At 68.4% G+C, this 17,605-nt stretch carries 19 protein-coding genes; 6 read left to right on the forward strand and 13 right to left on the reverse strand.

The window, feature by feature from the left end; all coding sequences use genetic code 11:
• Nucleotides 1-11 precede the first annotated feature (11 nt).
• From TPAU_RS04745 to TPAU_RS04755, 3 genes are read right to left on the reverse strand one after another with little or no spacing between them, the layout of a single operon-like run.
• Nucleotides 12-1,310 carry a D-alanyl-D-alanine carboxypeptidase family protein gene (locus TPAU_RS04745; RefSeq protein WP_013125625.1) on the reverse strand — a complete coding sequence of 433 codons (1,299 nt, stop codon included), beginning with the start codon at nucleotides 1,308-1,310 and terminating at the stop codon, nucleotides 12-14.
• A gap of 28 nt (nucleotides 1,311-1,338) precedes the next feature.
• On the reverse strand, nucleotides 1,339-1,773 hold the full coding sequence (locus TPAU_RS04750) for a MarR family winged helix-turn-helix transcriptional regulator (protein ID WP_013125626.1): 435 nt from the start codon (nucleotides 1,771-1,773) through the stop codon (nucleotides 1,339-1,341).
• Complete coding sequence (locus TPAU_RS04755) at nucleotides 1,763-3,139, reverse strand: MFS transporter (protein WP_013125627.1); 1,377 nt, start codon at nucleotides 3,137-3,139, stop codon at nucleotides 1,763-1,765. Before TPAU_RS04755 ends, TPAU_RS04750 begins: the two co-directional genes overlap by 11 nt.
• 28 nt (nucleotides 3,140-3,167) lie before the next feature.
• Here TPAU_RS04755 and TPAU_RS04760 point away from each other — a divergent pair, with 28 nt between their 5' ends.
• The 4 genes from TPAU_RS04760 to TPAU_RS04775 all read left to right on the forward strand — a co-directional run bounded on the left by TPAU_RS04760 (nucleotide 3,168) and on the right by TPAU_RS04775 (nucleotide 6,758).
• On the forward strand, nucleotides 3,168-4,109 hold the full coding sequence (locus TPAU_RS04760; protein ID WP_013125628.1) for a ferredoxin family protein: 942 nt from the start codon (nucleotides 3,168-3,170) through the stop codon (nucleotides 4,107-4,109).
• Nucleotides 4,102-4,587, forward strand: a complete 486-nt coding sequence (locus TPAU_RS04765; RefSeq protein ID WP_013125629.1) for a nitroreductase/quinone reductase family protein — start codon at nucleotides 4,102-4,104, stop codon at nucleotides 4,585-4,587. The genes TPAU_RS04760 and TPAU_RS04765 overlap by 8 nt, the downstream gene beginning before the upstream one ends.
• A gap of 64 nt (nucleotides 4,588-4,651) precedes the next feature.
• Nucleotides 4,652-5,236 carry a PadR family transcriptional regulator gene (locus TPAU_RS04770; RefSeq protein ID WP_041944290.1) on the forward strand — a complete coding sequence of 195 codons (585 nt, stop codon included), beginning with the start codon at nucleotides 4,652-4,654 and terminating at the stop codon, nucleotides 5,234-5,236.
• Between the two features lie 61 nt (nucleotides 5,237-5,297).
• Nucleotides 5,298-6,758, forward strand: coding sequence for a DHA2 family efflux MFS transporter permease subunit (locus TPAU_RS04775; RefSeq protein ID WP_245537883.1), 1,461 nt, complete (start codon nucleotides 5,298-5,300; stop codon nucleotides 6,756-6,758).
• Nucleotides 6,759-6,818: 60 nt separating this feature from the next.
• On the opposite strand, the gene TPAU_RS04780 is transcribed toward TPAU_RS04775, so the two are convergent.
• The 9 genes from TPAU_RS04780 to sdhC all read right to left on the reverse strand — a co-directional run bounded on the left by TPAU_RS04780 (nucleotide 6,819) and on the right by sdhC (nucleotide 14,650).
• Nucleotides 6,819-7,589, reverse strand: coding sequence for an ABC transporter permease (locus tag TPAU_RS04780; RefSeq protein WP_013125632.1), 771 nt, complete (start codon nucleotides 7,587-7,589; stop codon nucleotides 6,819-6,821).
• A complete protein-coding gene (locus TPAU_RS04785) occupies nucleotides 7,586-8,383 on the reverse strand; it encodes an ABC transporter ATP-binding protein (protein WP_013125633.1) in 798 nt (265 codons plus the stop codon). The genes TPAU_RS04780 and TPAU_RS04785 overlap by 4 nt, the downstream gene beginning before the upstream one ends.
• 26 nt (nucleotides 8,384-8,409) lie before the next feature.
• Nucleotides 8,410-9,255: a DUF4097 family beta strand repeat-containing protein gene (locus TPAU_RS04790; RefSeq protein ID WP_013125634.1), complete on the reverse strand. Its 846-nt coding sequence runs from the start codon at nucleotides 9,253-9,255 to the stop codon at nucleotides 8,410-8,412.
• Between the two features lie 101 nt (nucleotides 9,256-9,356).
• Nucleotides 9,357-9,866 (reverse strand): toxin-antitoxin system HicB family antitoxin, encoded by a 510-nt coding sequence (locus tag TPAU_RS04795; RefSeq protein ID WP_013125635.1) that lies wholly within the window; start codon nucleotides 9,864-9,866, stop codon nucleotides 9,357-9,359.
• Nucleotides 9,867-9,979: 113 nt separating this feature from the next.
• A complete protein-coding gene (locus TPAU_RS04800) occupies nucleotides 9,980-11,128 on the reverse strand; it encodes an SGNH/GDSL hydrolase family protein (protein ID WP_013125636.1) in 1,149 nt (382 codons plus the stop codon).
• Nucleotides 11,129-11,220: 92 nt separating this feature from the next.
• Nucleotides 11,221-11,991, reverse strand: a complete 771-nt coding sequence (locus tag TPAU_RS04805) for a succinate dehydrogenase iron-sulfur subunit (protein ID WP_013125637.1) — start codon at nucleotides 11,989-11,991, stop codon at nucleotides 11,221-11,223.
• Nucleotides 11,991-13,742 (reverse strand): succinate dehydrogenase flavoprotein subunit, encoded by a 1,752-nt coding sequence (gene sdhA / locus TPAU_RS04810; RefSeq protein WP_013125638.1) that lies wholly within the window; start codon nucleotides 13,740-13,742, stop codon nucleotides 11,991-11,993. The genes TPAU_RS04805 and sdhA overlap by 1 nt, the downstream gene beginning before the upstream one ends.
• Before the next feature lie 24 nt (nucleotides 13,743-13,766).
• Nucleotides 13,767-14,234 (reverse strand): succinate dehydrogenase hydrophobic membrane anchor subunit, encoded by a 468-nt coding sequence (locus tag TPAU_RS04815; protein ID WP_013125639.1) that lies wholly within the window; start codon nucleotides 14,232-14,234, stop codon nucleotides 13,767-13,769.
• An 11-nt stretch (nucleotides 14,235-14,245) separates the two neighbouring features.
• Nucleotides 14,246-14,650 carry a succinate dehydrogenase, cytochrome b556 subunit gene (gene sdhC / locus TPAU_RS04820; protein WP_013125640.1) on the reverse strand — a complete coding sequence of 135 codons (405 nt, stop codon included), beginning with the start codon at nucleotides 14,648-14,650 and terminating at the stop codon, nucleotides 14,246-14,248.
• A 242-nt stretch (nucleotides 14,651-14,892) separates the two neighbouring features.
• Between sdhC and TPAU_RS04825 the strand changes: the two genes are divergently transcribed.
• Both TPAU_RS04825 and TPAU_RS04830 read left to right on the forward strand, forming a co-directional pair.
• A complete protein-coding gene (locus TPAU_RS04825; protein WP_013125641.1) occupies nucleotides 14,893-15,291 on the forward strand; it encodes a cytidine deaminase in 399 nt (132 codons plus the stop codon).
• Nucleotides 15,291-16,589 (forward strand): thymidine phosphorylase, encoded by a 1,299-nt coding sequence (locus TPAU_RS04830; protein ID WP_013125642.1) that lies wholly within the window; start codon nucleotides 15,291-15,293, stop codon nucleotides 16,587-16,589. The genes TPAU_RS04825 and TPAU_RS04830 overlap by 1 nt, the downstream gene beginning before the upstream one ends.
• Here TPAU_RS04830 and TPAU_RS04835 read toward each other — a convergent pair.
• Nucleotides 16,586-17,512: a D-2-hydroxyacid dehydrogenase family protein gene (locus tag TPAU_RS04835; protein ID WP_013125643.1), complete on the reverse strand. Its 927-nt coding sequence runs from the start codon at nucleotides 17,510-17,512 to the stop codon at nucleotides 16,586-16,588. The genes TPAU_RS04830 and TPAU_RS04835 overlap by 4 nt on opposite strands.
• Nucleotides 17,513-17,605 lie beyond the last annotated feature (93 nt).

The raw sequence follows: 17,605 nt of genomic DNA on the forward strand, positions 1-17,605 counted from the left end.
GGCGAGCCCACCTACCGCCCCCTGCTGGTGCGCATCGCGGCCGCGACCAGGACGCCGATCACGACGAGTCCGCCGAGGCCGATCGCGACGCGGGTGCCGGTACCCATACCGGGGGACGCCTCGACGACGGGGTCGTCGGGACTCGCCGCGGGCGCCACGGCCCCGCCTCCTTCCGGTGCGACCAGGCTGCCGACGGACTTACCGCTCAGTGCCGCGCCGTAATCCAGTAGCCGGCGGAACTGGTCCCAGTAGGTGTTGCCGGTGTACGCCAGACCGAACAGCTGCACTACCACGTACCGCTTACCGTCGCGATCCACCGCGCCCACGTAGGTTTTCTTCGCATCGTCGGTGTAGCCGTTCTTCCCGGCCACGGCACCGGGAACATCGGTGAGCATGCGGTTCTCGTTGATGATCGGATACGGCGCCACGGAGGTCGGTGCGGGCGGCGGCGTACCGCCCGGTGGCAGGGGAGTGGCCGGCCCCGTGGTCGGCACCGGGGGATGGCCCGGGAAGGTGATCTGCCGGGTCGACGCGATGTCGGTGAACCGCTTGTCGCGCAGGGCGTTCTGCAATATCAGGGCCAAGTCGTAGGGGCTGGTGGTCTGGCCGGGGCCGTCCAAGCCCGACGGGGTTATCGCACGGGTGTCCTTGGCCCCCAGTGACTTCGCGAGATCGTTCATCTTCGCTACGGCGGTGTCCACCCCGCCCAGTTGACGGGCGAGCGCGTGCGCGGTGTCGTTGCCGCTGATCAGCAGTAGCCCTTCGAGGAGTTGCCGCACGGTGTATCGGCCGCCGGGTGCGACCCCCGCAGCGTCGCCTTCCTGGGCCGCATCCTCGGCGGTGCCGGAGACGACGGTATCGAGGTTCAGCTCGCGCAGTGCCACCTGAGCGAGGAGCAGTTTGATGGTGCTGGCGGGCCGGTACCGGCCGTGCGGGTCCTTTGCAGCCACCACGGTGCCGCTCGTGAGGTCGGCCACCAGCCAGCCCGCGGAGTCGATGCCCTGCGGGACCGGCGGCGCACCGTCGGGCACGACGAGCCCGCAGCCCGCGAGCCGGGCGCCGCCCACGGGCGGGGTCGGCACCGGCAGCGGCGCGGGAGCCTTCTGGCCGGGTTTGGGCACTTCGGAGGCGTCCACCGCAGGCGGCGCCACCTGCCTGTGCGGGCAGGTATCGGTGACCACGGTGCTCACGGCCGGGGTGGTGACACCGGGCGTCGGCGGCGGCGGTGGGGCGGCGGCGGCGAGGCCGGGCGCCGTGAGGCCCCCGACCAGGCAGGCGGCGAGCGCGCCCCGGAGAAGTCGAGCAGTCATCGGCTCGAATCGTATCCGCCCGCGCGGTTCAATCCTGCAAACGACGAAGCATGTCGCCGAGGCGCCGCAGATCCGCCGGGCTGAAGGCGCGCAGGGCCTCGGGCGCCGGATCCGGGGTGTCGGCGACCAGCGCGACCGCTGCGCGCCCGGTATCGGTGAGGGTCACCAGCTTCGACCGGCGATCGCAGGGGTCGGTCTCGCGGATCACCAGTCCGCGTGCCTCGAGGTCGTTGACGGTGACCGTGGCGGCGGGAGCATCCATCGTGGCGGCGTGTGCGAGCTGTTTGAGCGTCATCGGGCCCAACTTTGCGAGCCGGTTCAGCGCCCGGATCCTGCTGAACGGCAGGCCGGTCCGCTCGACGACGGTACGCCGCCAGGCATCGCGGCCGTCGAAGGCGATGCGGACCAGTTCGCCCCAGATCTCGTCGGGATCGGGTCCGGGAGTGCGCGGTTCAGCGGACATCGGCGGCCCGCCGGTCGTCGAGCAGCGGGGTGATGCGCTCCACGGAGCGCGCGGCGGCGGGGCCGGTGGAGATCACACCGAGTGCGAGGACGCAGGTGGTGGCACCGGCGATGATCCACCACAGCTGCGCGCCCGCGGAGATCCCGGCCAGGGCGACGCCGATGCTCACACCGACCTGGCGGCTGGTGGAGGCGAGCGCAGCCGCGGCGCCGGCGCGATCGAGCGGCATGCCGTTCACCGCTGAATTCGTGATCGGTGCGTTGACCAGGCCGAATCCGCCGCCGAAGACCGCGAATGCGAACGCGATCAGGGGCAGCGGGGTGCCGGGATGCACAGCGGTCAGGGAGGCGGCACCGGTCGTCATCAGCACTCCGGCGCCCACCAGCGACGGTCGCGCGCCGAAAGTCGCCACCATCCGGCCGGAGACCGGCGAGCAGACGAGCACCGCGAGCGCCATCGGGAGGAACATCACGCCGGCCTGGACGGCGGAGAGGTGCCGCGTGTCCTGCAGGTAGATGGACATGGTGAACAGGAAAGCGCCGAATCCGGCGAACGCGCAGACCGCGGTGAGGGTGGCCGCCGAGAACGGGATGCTGCGGAAGAACCGGAGGTCGAGGAAGGGCGAGGGGTGACGGCGCTCGTGCAGCACGAAAGCGGCCAGTACCGCGGCGGTGCCCAGGAATACCAGCGGCTGCTCCTCGATCAGCCCGAACACCAGGCTGAATACCACCGCGACCGCCAGGACCAGTCCCATCGGATCGATACTCCGGATCCGTGCGGCCCGCGATTCCGGGACCACCAGGAAGGTCAGTCCGAGCGCGAGCGTGCAGATCGGGAGGTTGATCCAGAACACCGAACGCCAGCCGAGCGTCTCGATCAGCACACCGCCGACGAGCGGGCCCAGGGCGGTGGAGATGCCGACCACGGCGCCCCACACGCCGATCGCCCGGGCGCGCTCCACCCGGCCCGTGAAGGTGGCGGTGATGATCGACATGGCCACCGGGTTGAGCATGGAACCGCCGACGGCCTGGGTGAATCGGGCGGCGATGAGCACCTCGACGGTGGGGGCGAGGCTGCACAGCAGAGAGCCGACGGCGAAGGCCGCCAGGCCGATCCGGAACACCCGGCGGCGGCCGAAGCGGTCGGCTCCGGCGCCGGCCAGGACCAGCAGCCCGGCGAGGGTCAGGGTGTAGACGTCGACCACCCACTGGAGTTGTTGGACGGTGGCGGACATGTCGGTGCGGATCGACGGGAGTGCGACGTTGACGATGGTCGCGTCCATGGAGACGATCAAGAGGCTGAGGCTGCAGGTGAGCAGCACCAGCTGCTTGCGCCGCGAACTCAGCCCCGAGATCGTTGTAGACATACAATGATTGTAACCATACAATTAATTCATGCACCAGACTCCGCACTGCTCGGATTTCGTGGACGAGCCCCTGCCGGGCACTGCCACCCAGGAACTGGGATGGCTGTGCATCGAGAACGATGCAGGCTGGGGTCGTGATCCGTTCTCCGGGGAGAACTTCGCGTCCGAGGTGGGCGCGGCGATCGAGCGTTTCGCCGAGGAGCGGGACCTGCGCGTATTGCTCATCCGGCGTCCCGGGCGCGCGGCGGGCGCGCGCGCCGCGCACCGGGTCTACGTGGCCCGCAGTGCTGCGGGAGAAACGGCGCTGCGCAGGTACGAGGTGGATGAGTACGCGCAGATCCCCTCGCTGCCCGTGGATGATCCGGCCGCGGGCGAACCCGCCGAGCCGATCGCGCTGGTGTGCACCAACGGCAAACGCGATGTGTGCTGCGCCGTCCGCGGCCGCCCGCTGGCCGCAGCCCTTGCGGCGGGCTACGCCGAACCGGTGGTGTGGGAGTGCTCGCACACCGGCGGCCACCGATTCGCTCCCGTGCTCATCGTGCTCCCCACCGGCTACACCTACGGTCGAGTGACCGAGGTCGAGGCCAGAGAGGTCTTCGATGCTGCGAGGGACGGTGTGGTTGCGACGGTCGGGCTCCGCGGCCGCTCGTCGACGCCACCGGTGGCGCAGGTGGCCGAGGTTGCGGTGCGTGAGTCGGTCCCGGCGTTCGGTCCCGATCTGGTGCGGGTCACCGTCGAATCCGGGGACGTGCCGAAACACGGTGCGGCGACCGGTCTCGCCACGGTGCGTCATCGCGACGGAAGGGTGTGGCGGGTGGCGGTGGCGGCCGACGAACTGGAGCCCCGTATCGCCTCCTGTGGCAAGTCGCCCTCGCCCGCGCGTGCCTGGCGGATCACGGAGATCGTGACGGAACCGGTGGCAGCGGACAGAAACTGTCACCAATTCGAGTCACACTTCGACCATGACTGAGAACGCTCCTGAACCAGGCTCCTATGACGACCCGCAGATGCCCTGGAACACCCTGACCGAAGACACCATCGGCGACTGGAATGCCGGTGTGATCGCCGAGTTCCGCGCCAACGCGGGCGCGGTCGGCGGCGCGTACCAGGGTGGCACCCTGATCCTGCTGACCACCACCGGCGCCCGCTCCGGAAGGCCGCACACCGTTCCACTGGGCCCGCTGTACCGAGGTGAGCAGATGTTCGTCAGCTCGTTCATCGAGCGGGCGTATCCAGCGTGGTGGCACAACGCGAAGAAACAACCGCGGGTCACCGTCGAGATCGGTGACCGCACGATGGCCGCCGTGGCGCGGGTGCTCGAGGGTGACGAGTACGACGAGTTCGCGGCGTGGGCGTTGGCCGACAGCCCCGATCTCGCGGCGTTCCAGGCGACCATCGACCGCCCGATCCCGCTCATGACCCTGGCCTTCGATGCGGGCGATTCGTGATGCTTCGTCCTAATTAGTCCGCGCGGACTATTCCGTGCGGAGTATTCGTGCTAGCTTCTTCGGTGTGCTCAGCGGTTCCCCCAAGCGGCTCACCCCGCTCGGTATCGCGGCGCTCGCGCTGCTCACCGAGCGGGAGATGCACCCCTACGAGATGTTCCAGACCCTGGCGGCGCGGCGCACCGATACAGTGGTCAAGCTCCGGCCTGGATCGCTCTATCACACTGTGAACCGGTTGGCGGAGAAGGGATTCGTGGAATCGGTGGGCACCGAGCGCGAGGGCAACCGGCCCGAGCGCACCACCTACCGGATCACCCGCGCCGGGCGATTCGTGCTGCGGGAGGAACTGGGCGAGGCCTTGGCGACGCCCGCGCGGGAGTATCCGGCGTTCCCGCTGGCGCTCTCCGAGGCGCACAACCTACCCGCGGACGACGTGGCAGCGCACTTACGTAGTCGCATCGCCGTCCTCCAGCGCGAGGCCGCGTCACTGCGCGCGATCCTGGCCGAGCTGACCGATCACCCTCGGGTGGTCCTCATCGAGGTCGAATACCTCGCCACGATGCGCGAGGCGGAGATCGCCTGGCTCACCGAACTCGTCGACGATGTCGACACCGGAACCCTGGAATGGAAGGTCACTTGTGACGACGACTGATGACCGCCCCGTCGGCGGTGGGCTCCCCGAGGACTACCGCCCGTGGCCCGCGTTGTGGGCCATGGTGATCGGGTTCTTCATGATCCTGGTCGACTCGACCATCGTGTCGGTGGCGACCGACTCGATCATGGTGGGCTTGGGCACCGATCTCAACAGCGTGGTGTGGGTGACCAGCGCCTACCTGCTGGCGTACGTGGTGCCGCTACTCGTAGCCGGCCGCCTGGGCGATATGTACGGGCCGAAGAACCTGTACCTGATCGGCCTGGTGATCTTCACCGCGGCATCGGCCTGGTGCGGCCTGTCGGGCACCGCCGGGATGCTGATCGCCGCCCGCGTGGTGCAGGGCTTCGGCGCCGCATTGATGACGCCGCAGACGATGGCCGTGATCACCCGGACCTTCCCCGCGGACAAGCGCGGGAGCGCGATGGCGCTGTGGGGTTCGGTGGCCGGTGTCGCGATTCTGGTGGGCCCGCTCGCCGGAGGTGTGCTCGTCGATCGCCTGGGCTGGGAATGGGTGTTCTTCGTGAACGTTCCGGTCGGCGTGATCGCCTTCCTGCTCGCCGTGCGCCTGGTGCCCTCGTTGCCGACGCACAAGCACCGCTTCGACATTCCGGGCATCGTGCTCAGTGCCGCCGGACTGTTCCTGCTCACGTTCGGCCTGCAGGAGGGGCAGAAGTACGACTGGGGCACCATCTGGCACCTGGGACCGGTACCGATCGGCGTGTGGACCCTGATCATCGCGGGACTCGTCCTGCTGGCGGTGTTCGTCTGGTGGCAGGGGAGGGCTCCCGAGCCGTTGATGTCCCTGACGCTGTTCAAGGACCGCAATTTCTCCCTCGCCAATGTCGCCATCGCCACCATGGGATTCTCCGTGACCGGTATGTCGATTCCGCTGATGCTCTTCGCGCAGAAGTCGATGGGGCTCACCCCCACCCGGTCGGCGCTGCTGCTGATTCCCCTGGCCGTGATCTCGGGTGGCCTGGCGCCCCTGTCCGGCAAGCTGATCGACCAGGTGCACCCGCGGTACCTGGCGGGCTTCGGCTTCGCCGCCAACTCGATCGCACTGTTCTGGCTCGGCGCCGTGGCCTCGCCGACGACGCCCGTCGTAGGGATCCTCGCGCCGATCGCGCTCATGGGCGTGGGTAATGCCTTCATCTGGGGCCCGCTCGCGACCACCGCCAACCGCAATCTGCCCCTTGCTCTGGCGGGCGCCGGATCGGGCGTGTACAACATGACCCGTCAGGTGGGCGCGGTGCTCGGCAGTGCCTCGGTCGGGGTGCTCATGCAGAACCAGATCCAGGCCAAGCTCACTCCGGTCTTCCCGCCCGGGCAGGCGCCGTCGCAGGACGCGATAAGCGGCTCGGTGGGACCGTTGCCCGATTTCCTCAAGGGACCCTTCGCCGATGCGATGGGCAACAGCATCTATCTCCCGGCGACGGCGCTCATCTTCGGCTTCATCGCCGTGCTCTGCTTCGCCACCCCGGTGCATCTGAGGAAGGATCAGCCCTCGACCTCGGCATGAGCACGATGCTGCGCCGCGCGCATCAGCGCACGGCGCAGCAGACCTCGGAGCGATTGCGGCTCAGCTGATCTTGCGGCGGTAGACCAGCATGGCGGCGGCGTAGGCCAGCACCAGGATGCCGGTGCACCAGGCCAGAGCCGATACCAGATCGGAGGTCACCACCGGCCGTTCGGCGAGCAGCGCGGAGATCGTGTTCACGATCGAAGTGACCGGCTGGTTCTCGGCGAAGGCGCGCACCGGGCCGGGCATCGTGTCGGTCGGCACGAACGCGGAGCTGATGAAGGGCAGGAAGATCAGCGGGTAGGAGAAGCCGCTGGCCCCGTCGACGGTCTTCGCCGACAGACCGGCGATCACCGCGATCCAGGTGAGCGCCAGCGTGAACAGCGCGAGGATGCCGAACACCCCGAGCCATGCCAGCGGACCGGCGGACGAACGGAAGCCCATGAGCAGGGCGACGCCGATGATGATCGCCACCGTGATGGCGTTGGCCACCATCGATGTGAGCACGTGCGCCCACAGCACCGACGAGCGGGCGATCGGCATCGACTGGAAGCGTTCAAAGATGCCGCCGTGCATATCGTTGAACATGCGCAGTGCGGTGTAGGCGATACCCGAGGCGATGGCCATGAGCAGGATGCCGGGCAGCAGGTAATTGACGTAGTTGGCCTCGCCCGTGCTGGTCTTGATCGCTCCGCCGAACACGTACACGAACAGCAGCATCATCGCGATCGGGGTGAGCGCGGTGGTGATGATGGTGTCCGCGCTCCGGGTGATGTGTTTGAGCGAGCGTCCCAGCAGGGCATGGGTATCGGAGACTGCGTGGGTGGTCATGACGGTTCCTCGGATTCGGGGCGGGGCGGGGTGACGGCACCGGTGAGCGCCAGGAAGATCTCTTCGAGCGAGGGCTGTTTCTCGACGTACTCGACCTTCGCGGGCGGCAGCAGGCGCTTGAGCTCCGCGAGCGTGCCGTTGGCGATGATGGTGCCGTCACGCAGGATGGCGATGCGATCGGCGAGCTGTTCCGCCTCCTCTAGGTACTGGGTGGTGAGCAGCACCGTGGTGCCGCGAGCGGCCAAGCCCTGCACCACCTCCCAGACGTCGATGCGCGCCTCGGGGTCGAGGCCGGTAGTGGGCTCGTCGAGGAAGATCACCGCCGGATTCCCGATCAGGCTCATCGCGATGTCGAGCCGCCGCCGCATACCGCCGGAATAGGTCGCGACCTTGCGGCCGCCGGCCTCGGTGAGGCGGAACCGGTCGAGCAGATCGTCCGCCACCGCCTCGGGGTCGGTCTCGTGCCGCAGCCGGGCTATCAGGATCAGATTCTCCCTGCCGCTGAGCACCTCGTCGACCGCGGCGAACTGTCCGGTGAGGCTGATGGATTCGCGGACCAGCTGCGGCTCGTCGCGCACGTCGTAGCCGTGGACGACGGCAGTGCCGGCGTCGGGGTGCAGCAGGGTGGACAGGATGCGCACCAGCGTGGTCTTGCCGGCGCCGTTGGAACCCAGCAGGGCGAAGATGCTGCCGGCCGCGACGTCGAAGTCGACGCCTCGCAGTACCTGGAGGTCTTTGTACGACTTCTCGATGCCGCGCACCGCGATCGCGGTGTCGGTCGTAGTCATGGTCATGGGTTTCTCCTCGTCGGTGTGGCGCGTCAGCGGGCGCGCCGGATGGCGATGTCGCCGTAGTTGGTCCGAGCCTTGACGGACACGGAGTTCTCGGTGTCCGACGGTGCATCGTCGCCGTCGAGCTCGTTGCGGACCCGCCCCTCCTTGGAGCTGAGGTCGAGCCAGGCGGGGGTACCGGCGCTCACCCCCACCGTGATCTGGCCGTAGCCGCTCTCCACCTCGACGGCCCCGGAGACCACCTCCTGCAGCGTGATCGAGCCGTAGGCGGTCTTCGCGGCGACGGAACCGAGGGAGCGCGTGATATCGAGGTCGCCGTACGAGAGGTTGGCCTCGACGGCGCCGCCGGTCTCCTCCACCCGGACGCTGCCGTGTGAAGCCTTGAGGCGGGCGTCTCCGTCGATCCGGCCGGCCCGGATCTGTCCGTGATCGGCGGTCACCTCGGCGGAGCCGGCGACATCGCCCACCGTGGCGTTGCCGTGCCCCGCTCGCACCCAGAGGTCGCCGGTGTCGCCGAGTTCGACGAGGCCACCGGGGTTCTTGATGCGCGTGGCGCCGAGTCGGCCCGTGCTGTGCGTCCCGCCGTAGGCCACCTCGGCGGTGAGTCGTGATCCCGTCGGGAGTTCGACGCGCACGTCGACGGACTCGGACGGGCCGAACAGGCTGAACTTCGGCTTAGGGCCCACCACGGTGAGCCGGGCACCGTCGAACTCCACGCGGGTGACCTCGGCGGCGCGCCGGTCGGCGCTCTTGGACGCAGATGTGGGGGAGATCGTGACGACGGTGTCGGTGCGGTCGCCGGCGATCACCTCGAGATCGCCGACCTGGAGGTTGACGGCGAGGTCGATGGGCGACGGGGTGTCGAATGTAGGCATGGGATGTCCTTTCGCAGAGGGTATTTCGGGTATGGCCGGTCCGCCCCGCGCGACCGCGGGGCTGATCGAGTCGTTCTTTTTCAGGGGGTGCGGGGAGGCGGTTACCTCGCCCAGCCGGCGAAATCGTCGCCGGTACGCAATGCGCGCGGCGAGGAGCGTCGCTGTTTGGGGGAGACGGCCGCCGCGATCGCACGAACCAGCCAGGTATTCACCGACAGGCCGTCGGCCGCCGCGGCTTCATCGACCCGTGCCTTGAGCGCGTCGGGCAGACGGAGAGTGGTGCGCGCGGTGCTGGTGTCGTCGATGTCGACCGCGGGGGCCGCCTCGGGTGAATCCGTCTCGGCGGGCGCCTGGGTGACGACGAAGTCCACCTCGCGGCCGCGCAGTCGTAGATCGACGGAGCCGGGCGCGAGGTCGCGGGTGATCGCCCCGGCCGCCGCCGACAGCGCGTCGAGCAGTACCAGGCGGGCGGCGGCGTCGACACTGGCGGCGAGTCGCTGGGCCGCCTCGCGCGGATCGTCGAGTCCGTTGTCGGCGGCGTCGGCCAGTTCGCGCTCGGCCGGGCCGGCCAGCTGTCGCTGGAGTTCGGTGACGTAGGGCGTGAGGTCCATGGCACTACTGTGACACCATTGTGGTGTCACGTCAAGTGTGGCCGCCGAGGATCATGCAAAACCGCAGTTCAGCGACAGTTACAGCATGGTGTCGTGGTGACGTCGATGTGGTGTCACTGATGGAATGCGCCGCCGTGGCCGAATGCGAGATCGCTGAACCGTTCACCGATCAATCGGTGCGTGGTGCCGTCGGGATGCAGTGCATCGGGCAGCGGGAGTCGGGCGTGGTCGTCCGGCCCGTACAGGGCACGGCCGTCGAGCAGGTGCAGGTTCGCGTCCTCGGCAGCCCGATCCGTGACGATCCGCGCGAGTTCGTCCCGAATCACCGTGAGGGTGAGCCGTCCGAAACGCACGTCCGCCGGATCGCCCGTCGCCTCGAAGCGGAGACCGCTCCGTGTGGGGACCGGCATCACGGGGCCCGGGGTGTGTTCTTGAATGGGGCACAGGATGGGGGAGATCACGAGGAGCGGCGTGGTGGGATGGCCGTCCCGGACGGTGTCGAGGAAGCCGTGCATCGCCGCGGTGAACGCGCGTAACCGCATCACGTCGCCGTTGGCGATGTTGATGCCGATCTTGATGCTCAGCAGATCGGCCGGGGTATCCCGCATCGTGCGCGCCGTGAACGGATCGAGGAGCGCGCTGCCGCCGAAGCCGAGATTGATCAGGTCGACGCCGCGCGCGGTGGCCGCGATCGCGGGCCAGGTGCCCGTGGGATGGGTGGCATTGGAGCCGTGGCTGATCGAGCTGCCGTGGTGCAACCAGACCCGGCGCGCGTCGTCGGCGATCGGCGCGATGGGGGCATCGGAACGCAGTGCGATCAACCGGGCGGCTTCGTTGTGCGGAAGCCAGATCTCCACCCGCTTCTCGCCCGGTGGCAGGTCGTCGAATCGGGCCGTGCCCGAGGTACCCTCCGTGACGACGGTCTCCTGGGTCGTCATGTCGACCACGGTGTCGAGATCGCCGCCGGGCACCGTCGTCTGGGCGATCAGCCGGCCGTCGACCAGCAGGTCGTACACCCCGTCGGGACGTGGCGGGAGACCCGCGTAGACCCGTTTGGTGGGGATGGTCTCGAGCTCGAGTGTCGTTGCCGCGGTGCGGAACACCAATCGCATTCCCGAGGGCTGCGCCTGCGCCGATGCGAGGCGTTCGTCCGGGATCCGGCGCCGCGCGGCAGGCGGAAGCCGGTGGGGGACGAGTCCGCGCGGGGTGCGTTCGAGGTCGAGGTGGCCGCGCAGCACGCTCGCGTCGATCGGGGTGGTCATGAGGCCGGCGCTCACGGGCGATCCTCTCCGGGAAAGAGAACGCCCCGGGTCTCGTAGGCGAGACCCGGGGCGACTCTGGCTGCAGTTGTTGGCTAGCGGCTGAACAGGAGGGCGCGCTTGACCTCCTGGATGGCCTTCGTCACCTGGATGCCACGGGGGCACGCATCGGTGCAGTTGAAGGTGGTGCGGCAACGCCACACGCCGTCGACGTCGTTGAGGATGTCCAGGCGCTCAGCGGCACCTTCGTCGCGGCTGTCGAAGATGAACCGGTGCGCGTTCACGATCGCGGCCGGGCCGAAGTACGAGCCGTCCATCCAGTACACCGGACAACTGGTGGTACAGCAGGCGCACAGGATGCACTTGGTGGTGTCGTCGAAACGCTCACGGTCGGTGGGCGACTGGATCCGCTCGCGCGTGGGCTCGTTGCCCGAGGTGATCAGGTAGGGCTTCACGGCGCGGAAGGCGTCGAAGAAGGGCTCCATGTCGACCACGAGGTCCTTCTCCACGGGCAGGCCGCGGATGGGCTCGACCGTGATGGTGACCTCCTTGCCCTCCTGGAGGAAGTCCTTCATCAGCATCTTGCAGGCCAGTCGGTTCACACCGTTGATCCGCATGGCGTCGCTGCCGCACACGCCGTGGGCGCAGGAGCGGCGGAAGGTGAGGGTGCCGTCGAGGTAGCCCTTGATGTACAGCAGCAGGTTCAGGAAGCGGTCCGAGGGCAGCGCAGGAACCTTGTAGCTCTGCCAGCCGGCGGCATCCGGATCTTCCGGGTTGAACCGGTAGACCTTGATCGTGACCATGGTCGAGCCGGGCGGAACCGGGGGGTTGACGGTCGATGACGTGAATTCAGCGGTAGCGGTCATCAGTACTTACGCTCCATCGGCTCGTAGCGGGTCTGCACGACGGGCTTGGTGTCGAGACGGATCTCCGAGGCCAGGCCCTCGCCCTCCTTGTAGGCCATGGTGTGCACCATGAAGTTCTCGTCGTCGCGGTTGGGGTAGTCCTCGCGGGCGTGGCCGCCGCGGGTCTCCTTGCGGTTGATCGCGCCGACGACGGTGACCTCGGCGAGTTCCAGGAGGAAGCCGAGCTCGATGGCCTCGAGGAGGTCGCTGTTGAACCGCTTGCCCTTGTCGGTCACGGTGACATGGTCGTAGCGGGCCTTGAGAGCGCGGACGTCCTCGAGGGCCTGGGTGAGGGTCTTCTCGGTGCGGAAGACGGCGGCGTTGTTGTCCATCGTCTGCTGCAACTCGGTGCGGATGGCCATCACGTTCTCGTTGCCGTGATCGCTGAGCATGTTCGCGACCCAGTTCTCGACCATCTCGGCCGGGTTCTCCGGGAGCGGGACGAAGTCGTGGGTGTTGGCGTACTCGGCGGCGGCGATGCCGGAGCGGCGGCCGAAGACGTTGATGTCGAGCAGCGAGTTGGTGCCCAGGCGGTTGGCGCCGTGCACCGAGACGCAGGCGCACTCGCCGGCGGCGTAGAGGCCGGGGACGACGTTCTCGTTGTCGCGCAGCACCTCGCCGTGGATGTTGGTGGGGATGCCGCCCATCACGTAGTGACAGGTGGGGTACACCGGCACCAGCTCGGTGACCGGGTCGACACCGAGGTAGGTACGCGAGAACTCCATGATGTCCGGCAGCTTGGCCATCAGGGTCTCCTCCGGGATGTGCGTGACATCCAGGAGCACGTAGTCCTTGTTCGGTCCGGCGCCGCGGCCTTCGAGCACTTCGAGCACCATCGACCGGGCGACGATGTCGCGGGGGGCGAGGTCCTTGATGGTGGGGGCGTAACGCTCCATGAAGCGTTCGCCGTCCACGTTGCGCAGGATGCCGCCCTCGCCGCGGACGCCCTCGGTGATGAGGATGCCCAGGCCCGCGAGGCCCGTCGGGTGGAACTGGTGGAACTCCATGTCCTCCAGGGGCAGGCCCTTGCGGAAGACGATGCCCATGCCGTCACCGGTGAGGGTGTGCGCATTGGAAGTGGTCTTGTACATCCGCCCGGAGCCGCCGGTGGCGAAGATGATCGCCTTGGCGTGGAAGACGTGCAGCTCGCCGGTCGCCAGCTCGTAGGCCACCGCTCCGGTCGCGACGGGACCGTTCTCGGTCTCGGTGAGTGCGATGTCGAGGACGTAGAACTCGTTGAAGAACTCCACATCGTGCTTGACGCAGTTCTGATAGAGCGTCTGCAGGATCATGTGCCCCGTGCGATCCGCGGCGTAGCAGGCGCGACGCACGGGCGCCTTGCCGTGATCACGGGTGTGGCCGCCGAAGCGGCGCTGATCGATCTTGCCCTCGGGCGTGCGGTTGAACGGCAGACCCATCTTCTCCAGGTCGAGCACCGCGTCGATGGCCTCCTTGGCCATGATCTCCGCAGCGTCCTGGTCGACGATGTAGTCGCCGCCCTTGACCGTGTCGAAGGTGTGCCACTCCCAGTTGTCCTCCTCGACGTTGGCCAGCGAGGCGCACATGCCGCCCTGCGCCGCGCCGGTGTGCGAGCGAGTGGGGTAGAGCTTGGTGAGCACTGCGGTGCGGGCCCGCGGGCCGGCCTCGATGGCAGCGCGCATACCGGCGCCACCGGCGCCGATGATCACCACGTCGTAACGATGTTCCTGCATGATGCGGGTGAGTCCTTCCTGGCGCTACTGCGCGGTGGGCACGGAGGCCGGTTCGAACGTGAGCAGCGCGTACGAGCCGAGGCCGACCACGAGGATCATCGACAGGACGAGCAGTGCCTTGAGCCAGAAGCGGGTGCGGTCCTTCTTGGCGTAGTCATCGATGATCACGCGCAGGCCGTTGCCGCCGTGCAACTGGGCGAGCCACAGCATGGTGATGTCCCAGATCTGCCAGAACGGGCTGGCCCAGCGCTGCGCGACGAACGCGGCGTTGATCCGGTGCACGCCGTCGCTGTCGAGCGCCAGCATGATGAAAACGTGGCCGAAGACCAGCACCAGCAGGGCGATGCCCGAGAAGCGCATGAACAGCCATGCGTACTTCTCGAAGTTGCCGCCGGTGGGACGGTGCGGGGAGCGGGGGTTGTCGAGCGAGGCGGGGCGGTCGTACTGCTTGAGCAGCGTCTTGGCGAGCTTGGGCTCGTTCGCGGTAGTCATCTATCGGTCCCCTAGTTCGTGAACATGATGTAGAGGAGACGGGCGGCCATGCCGGCGCCGGTGATCAGGAAGACCACCCACACCGCGATCGACATCGCCTTCTGGTACTGCACGCCCTTGCTCCAGAAGTCCACGAGGATCACGCGGATGCCGTTGAGGGCGTGGAACAGGATGGCCATGACCAGGCCGATCTCGAGAAGACCGATGAGCGGCGTCTTGTACGTCTTGATGACCGCGTCGTAGGCCTCGGGGTCGATGCGGATGACCGCGGTGTCGAGGACGTGGACGAAGAGGAAGAAGAAGATGGTGACGCCGCTGATGCGGTGCAGCACCCAATTCAACATTCCCGGGTCGCCCTTGTAGAGGGAGACGCGGCGCGGCTCCTTCGCCGCCACCACCTCAGTAGTACTGCTCATCGAGCCCTGCCTTCGACATCATCGTTGATGGACGCGGCGGAATCAGTCACCTCGGGCAGCTCGTCAGCCCGGACGGCGCTTCAATCCCGACGTGTACCTGAACCCACGCCTTGACCTTAAACCCACGGGAATGTGGAATCGAAACCACGGTCCCGATCCGTTGGGGCCGAAAGGATTTAGTTAGGTTTGCCTGACATAAATTGACTCGTGATCAACAACGTAGCGAAAGGGTGTGGCCGACGGTGCCGGAGATCGACTGGGAGATGTTGCGGCGCACGGCCGTCGAGGCGATGGGGCGGGCCTACGCGCCCTATTCGGAGTATCCCGTCGGGGCCGCCGCCATCACCACCGACGGCCGGGTCGTGTCCGGATGCAATGTGGAGAATGTCTCATACGGCCTCGGGCTCTGCGCGGAGTGCGGACTGGTCAGCGCGCTGCACAATTCCGGGGGCGGACGGCTGCTCGCCTTCTCGTGCACCAATGCCAACGGCGACATCCTGATGCCCTGCGGGCGGTGTCGCCAGCTGCTCTACGAACACGGCGGGGGAGAACTCCTCGTCGACCACCGCTCGGGCCCCGTGCCGCTGAGCACACTGTTGCCTGATGCCTTCGGGCCCGACGACCTCGAGGAGGTCAAGTGATGAGTGAAGTCTTCGATGCGGTCTCGGTGATCGCCGCCAAGCGCGACGGTAAGGCCCTCACCGACGGCCAGATCGACTGGGTGATCGACCGGTTCACCAGCGGTGAGGTGGCCGACTACCAGATGTCGGCGCTGGCGATGGCGATCTTCCTCAACGGGATGGACCGCCGTGAGATCGCGCGCTGGACCGCGGCCATGATCGCCAGCGGCGAGCGGATGGACTTCTCCGGACTGCGCCGCGACGGCAAGCCCCTCGCGACCACCGACAAGCACTCGACCGGCGGCGTGGGCGACAAGATCACCCTGCCGCTCACACCGCTCGTCGCCTCGTACGGTGTCGCCGTGCCGCAACTGTCCGGCCGCGGTCTCGGCCACACCGGCGGCACGCTGGACAAGCTCGAGGCGATCGCGGGCTGGCGGACCGACCTGACCAATGAGCAGATGTTCGACCAGCTGGAGAAGGTGGGCGGTGTGATCTGTGCGGCCGGTTCGGGCCTCGCACCCGCTGATAAGAAGCTCTACGCGCTGCGCGATGTCACCAGCACGGTCGAGGCCATCCCACTGATCGCCAGCTCGATCATGAGCAAGAAGATCGCCGAGGGCACCGCCTCGCTCGTGCTCGACGTGAAGGTGGGTAAGGGCGCCTTCATGAAGACCGCAGCGCAGGCCCGCGAACTCGCCGAGACCATGGTCGCGCTCGGCCACGACTCCGGCGTCGACACCGTCGCCCTCCTCACCGACATGTCCACTCCGCTCGGCCGCAGTGCCGGCAACGGTCTCGAGGTCGCCGAATCGCTCGACGTGCTCGCCGGTGGGGGACCGTCGGATGTGGTGGAACTGACCCTCGCGCTCGCGAAGGAGATGCTCGCCCTCGCCGGCGTCGACGCCGACCCCGCGGAGCACCTCGCCAACGGTAAGGCGATGGACAGCTGGAAGGCGATGATCGCGGCCCAGGGCGGCGACCCCGACGCGCCGCTGCCCGTCGCGCAGCACACCCGCACCGTCCCCGCGCCCGCCTCCGGTGTGCTCACCGAACTCGATGCGATGGGCGTCGGCATCGCCGCCTGGCGCCTCGGCGCGGGCCGCGAGCGGCAGGGCGAGCCGGTGCAGGCCGGCGCGGGCGTCACCTGGCACGCGGGCGTCGGCGACACCGTCACCGCAGGGGAGCCGCTGTTCACGCTGCACACCGACACCGAAGAGAAGTTCGACGGCGCGATCGCCGCGCTCGACGGGGCGGCCGTGATCGGCGAGACCGCCGCCCCGCGCGGTTCGCTGGTCCTCGACCGGGTGACGGCCTAGGGGTTCATGACGCGGACGGGGGCGCCCGCGAGATAGGCGCGGACGTCCTCGGCCGCATCCGCGTAGAAGACCCGGTACTGCTGCTCGGTGACGTAGCCGATGTGGCCGGTGAGCACCGAGTTCGGCAGCTGGCGCAGGGGATCGCCGGTGGGCAGCGGCTCGGTATCGAAGACGTCGAGCGCGAGGCGGATATCGCCGCGGTCCGCCGCCGCGGCCGCCGCGGCGGTGTCGAGCACGCCGGCGCGAGAGGTGTTGACCAGCAGTGCTCCGCGCTTCATCCGGGTGATGTCGGCGACCCCGACGATGCCGCGCGAGCGCTCCGAGAGCACGTAGTGGATCGAGACCACGTCGGCGCGCGAGAACAACTCCTCCTTGGTGACCGCGGTCGCGCCGCCCTCGGCGGCCCGCTGCGCCTGCAGGTTCGACGACCAGGCGAGCACCTCCATCCCGAACGCCGCGCCCACGCGGGCCACGCGGCGCCCGAGATTGCCCAGCCCCACCAGTCCGAGTACAGCACCGTCGAGCTCGGTCCCGACGGTGCTCTGCCACCGCCCGGTCCGGATGTTTCCGTCCTCCGCCGGCACGTGCCGCAGCGCCGCGAGGATCAGAGCCCAGGTGTGTTCGGCCGCTGCTGCCGGCCGGTACCCGGTGTGGCACACCGTAATACCGAGCTCCGATGCCGTCGCGAGATCGATCGCGGCGTTGCGGCGGCCGGTCGAGACGAGCAGCCGCAGCCGGGGCAGGGACCGCAGCACCGCCGCCGGGAAGCGGGTGCGCTCGCGCATCGCGACCACCGCGTCGAACTCCGCGAGCTGCGCTGTGACGTCGGTGAGTGGATCGGTGAACACGGTCACGTCGAGGCCGGAGAAGTCACCGAATTCGCGGGAGACGTTCTGGTAGTCGTCGAGGATCGCGATGCGCATGACCGCCACGCTAGCGGCCCGCGGTAGTGCTGGCACCACCACAGACCGGGGCGTGCGAGCCCGTGTGCGGGGCTCGACGCGGCCCTAACGTCT

The sequence above is a fragment of the Tsukamurella paurometabola DSM 20162 genome (genome assembly GCF_000092225.1).
GTDB lineage: Bacteria > Actinomycetota > Actinomycetes > Mycobacteriales > Mycobacteriaceae > Tsukamurella > Tsukamurella paurometabola.

Coding starts and splice junctions, on each gene's coding strand:
- TPAU_RS04745 (WP_013125625.1), bottom strand. CDS start 1,310: ATGACTGCTCGACTTCTCCGGGGCGCGCTCGCCGCCTGCCTGGTCGGG.
- TPAU_RS04750 (WP_013125626.1), bottom strand. CDS start 1,773: ATGTCCGCTGAACCGCGCACTCCCGGACCCGATCCCGACGAGATCTGG.
- TPAU_RS04755 (WP_013125627.1), bottom strand. CDS start 3,139: ATGTCTACAACGATCTCGGGGCTGAGTTCGCGGCGCAAGCAGCTGGTG.
- TPAU_RS04760 (WP_013125628.1), top strand. CDS start 3,168: ATGCACCAGACTCCGCACTGCTCGGATTTCGTGGACGAGCCCCTGCCG.
- TPAU_RS04765 (WP_013125629.1), top strand. CDS start 4,102: ATGACTGAGAACGCTCCTGAACCAGGCTCCTATGACGACCCGCAGATG.
- TPAU_RS04775 (WP_245537883.1), top strand. CDS start 5,298: ATGGTGATCGGGTTCTTCATGATCCTGGTCGACTCGACCATCGTGTCG.
- TPAU_RS04780 (WP_013125632.1), bottom strand. CDS start 7,589: ATGACCACCCACGCAGTCTCCGATACCCATGCCCTGCTGGGACGCTCG.
- TPAU_RS04785 (WP_013125633.1), bottom strand. CDS start 8,383: ATGACCATGACTACGACCGACACCGCGATCGCGGTGCGCGGCATCGAG.
- TPAU_RS04790 (WP_013125634.1), bottom strand. CDS start 9,255: ATGCCTACATTCGACACCCCGTCGCCCATCGACCTCGCCGTCAACCTC.
- TPAU_RS04795 (WP_013125635.1), bottom strand. CDS start 9,866: ATGGACCTCACGCCCTACGTCACCGAACTCCAGCGACAGCTGGCCGGC.
- TPAU_RS04800 (WP_013125636.1), bottom strand. CDS start 11,128: ATGACCACCCCGATCGACGCGAGCGTGCTGCGCGGCCACCTCGACCTC.
- TPAU_RS04805 (WP_013125637.1), bottom strand. CDS start 11,991: ATGACCGCTACCGCTGAATTCACGTCATCGACCGTCAACCCCCCGGTT.
- sdhA (WP_013125638.1), bottom strand. CDS start 13,742: ATGCAGGAACATCGTTACGACGTGGTGATCATCGGCGCCGGTGGCGCC.
- TPAU_RS04815 (WP_013125639.1), bottom strand. CDS start 14,234: ATGACTACCGCGAACGAGCCCAAGCTCGCCAAGACGCTGCTCAAGCAG.
- sdhC (WP_013125640.1), bottom strand. CDS start 14,650: ATGAGCAGTACTACTGAGGTGGTGGCGGCGAAGGAGCCGCGCCGCGTC.
- TPAU_RS04830 (WP_013125642.1), top strand. CDS start 15,291: ATGAGTGAAGTCTTCGATGCGGTCTCGGTGATCGCCGCCAAGCGCGAC.
- TPAU_RS04835 (WP_013125643.1), bottom strand. CDS start 17,512: ATGCGCATCGCGATCCTCGACGACTACCAGAACGTCTCCCGCGAATTC.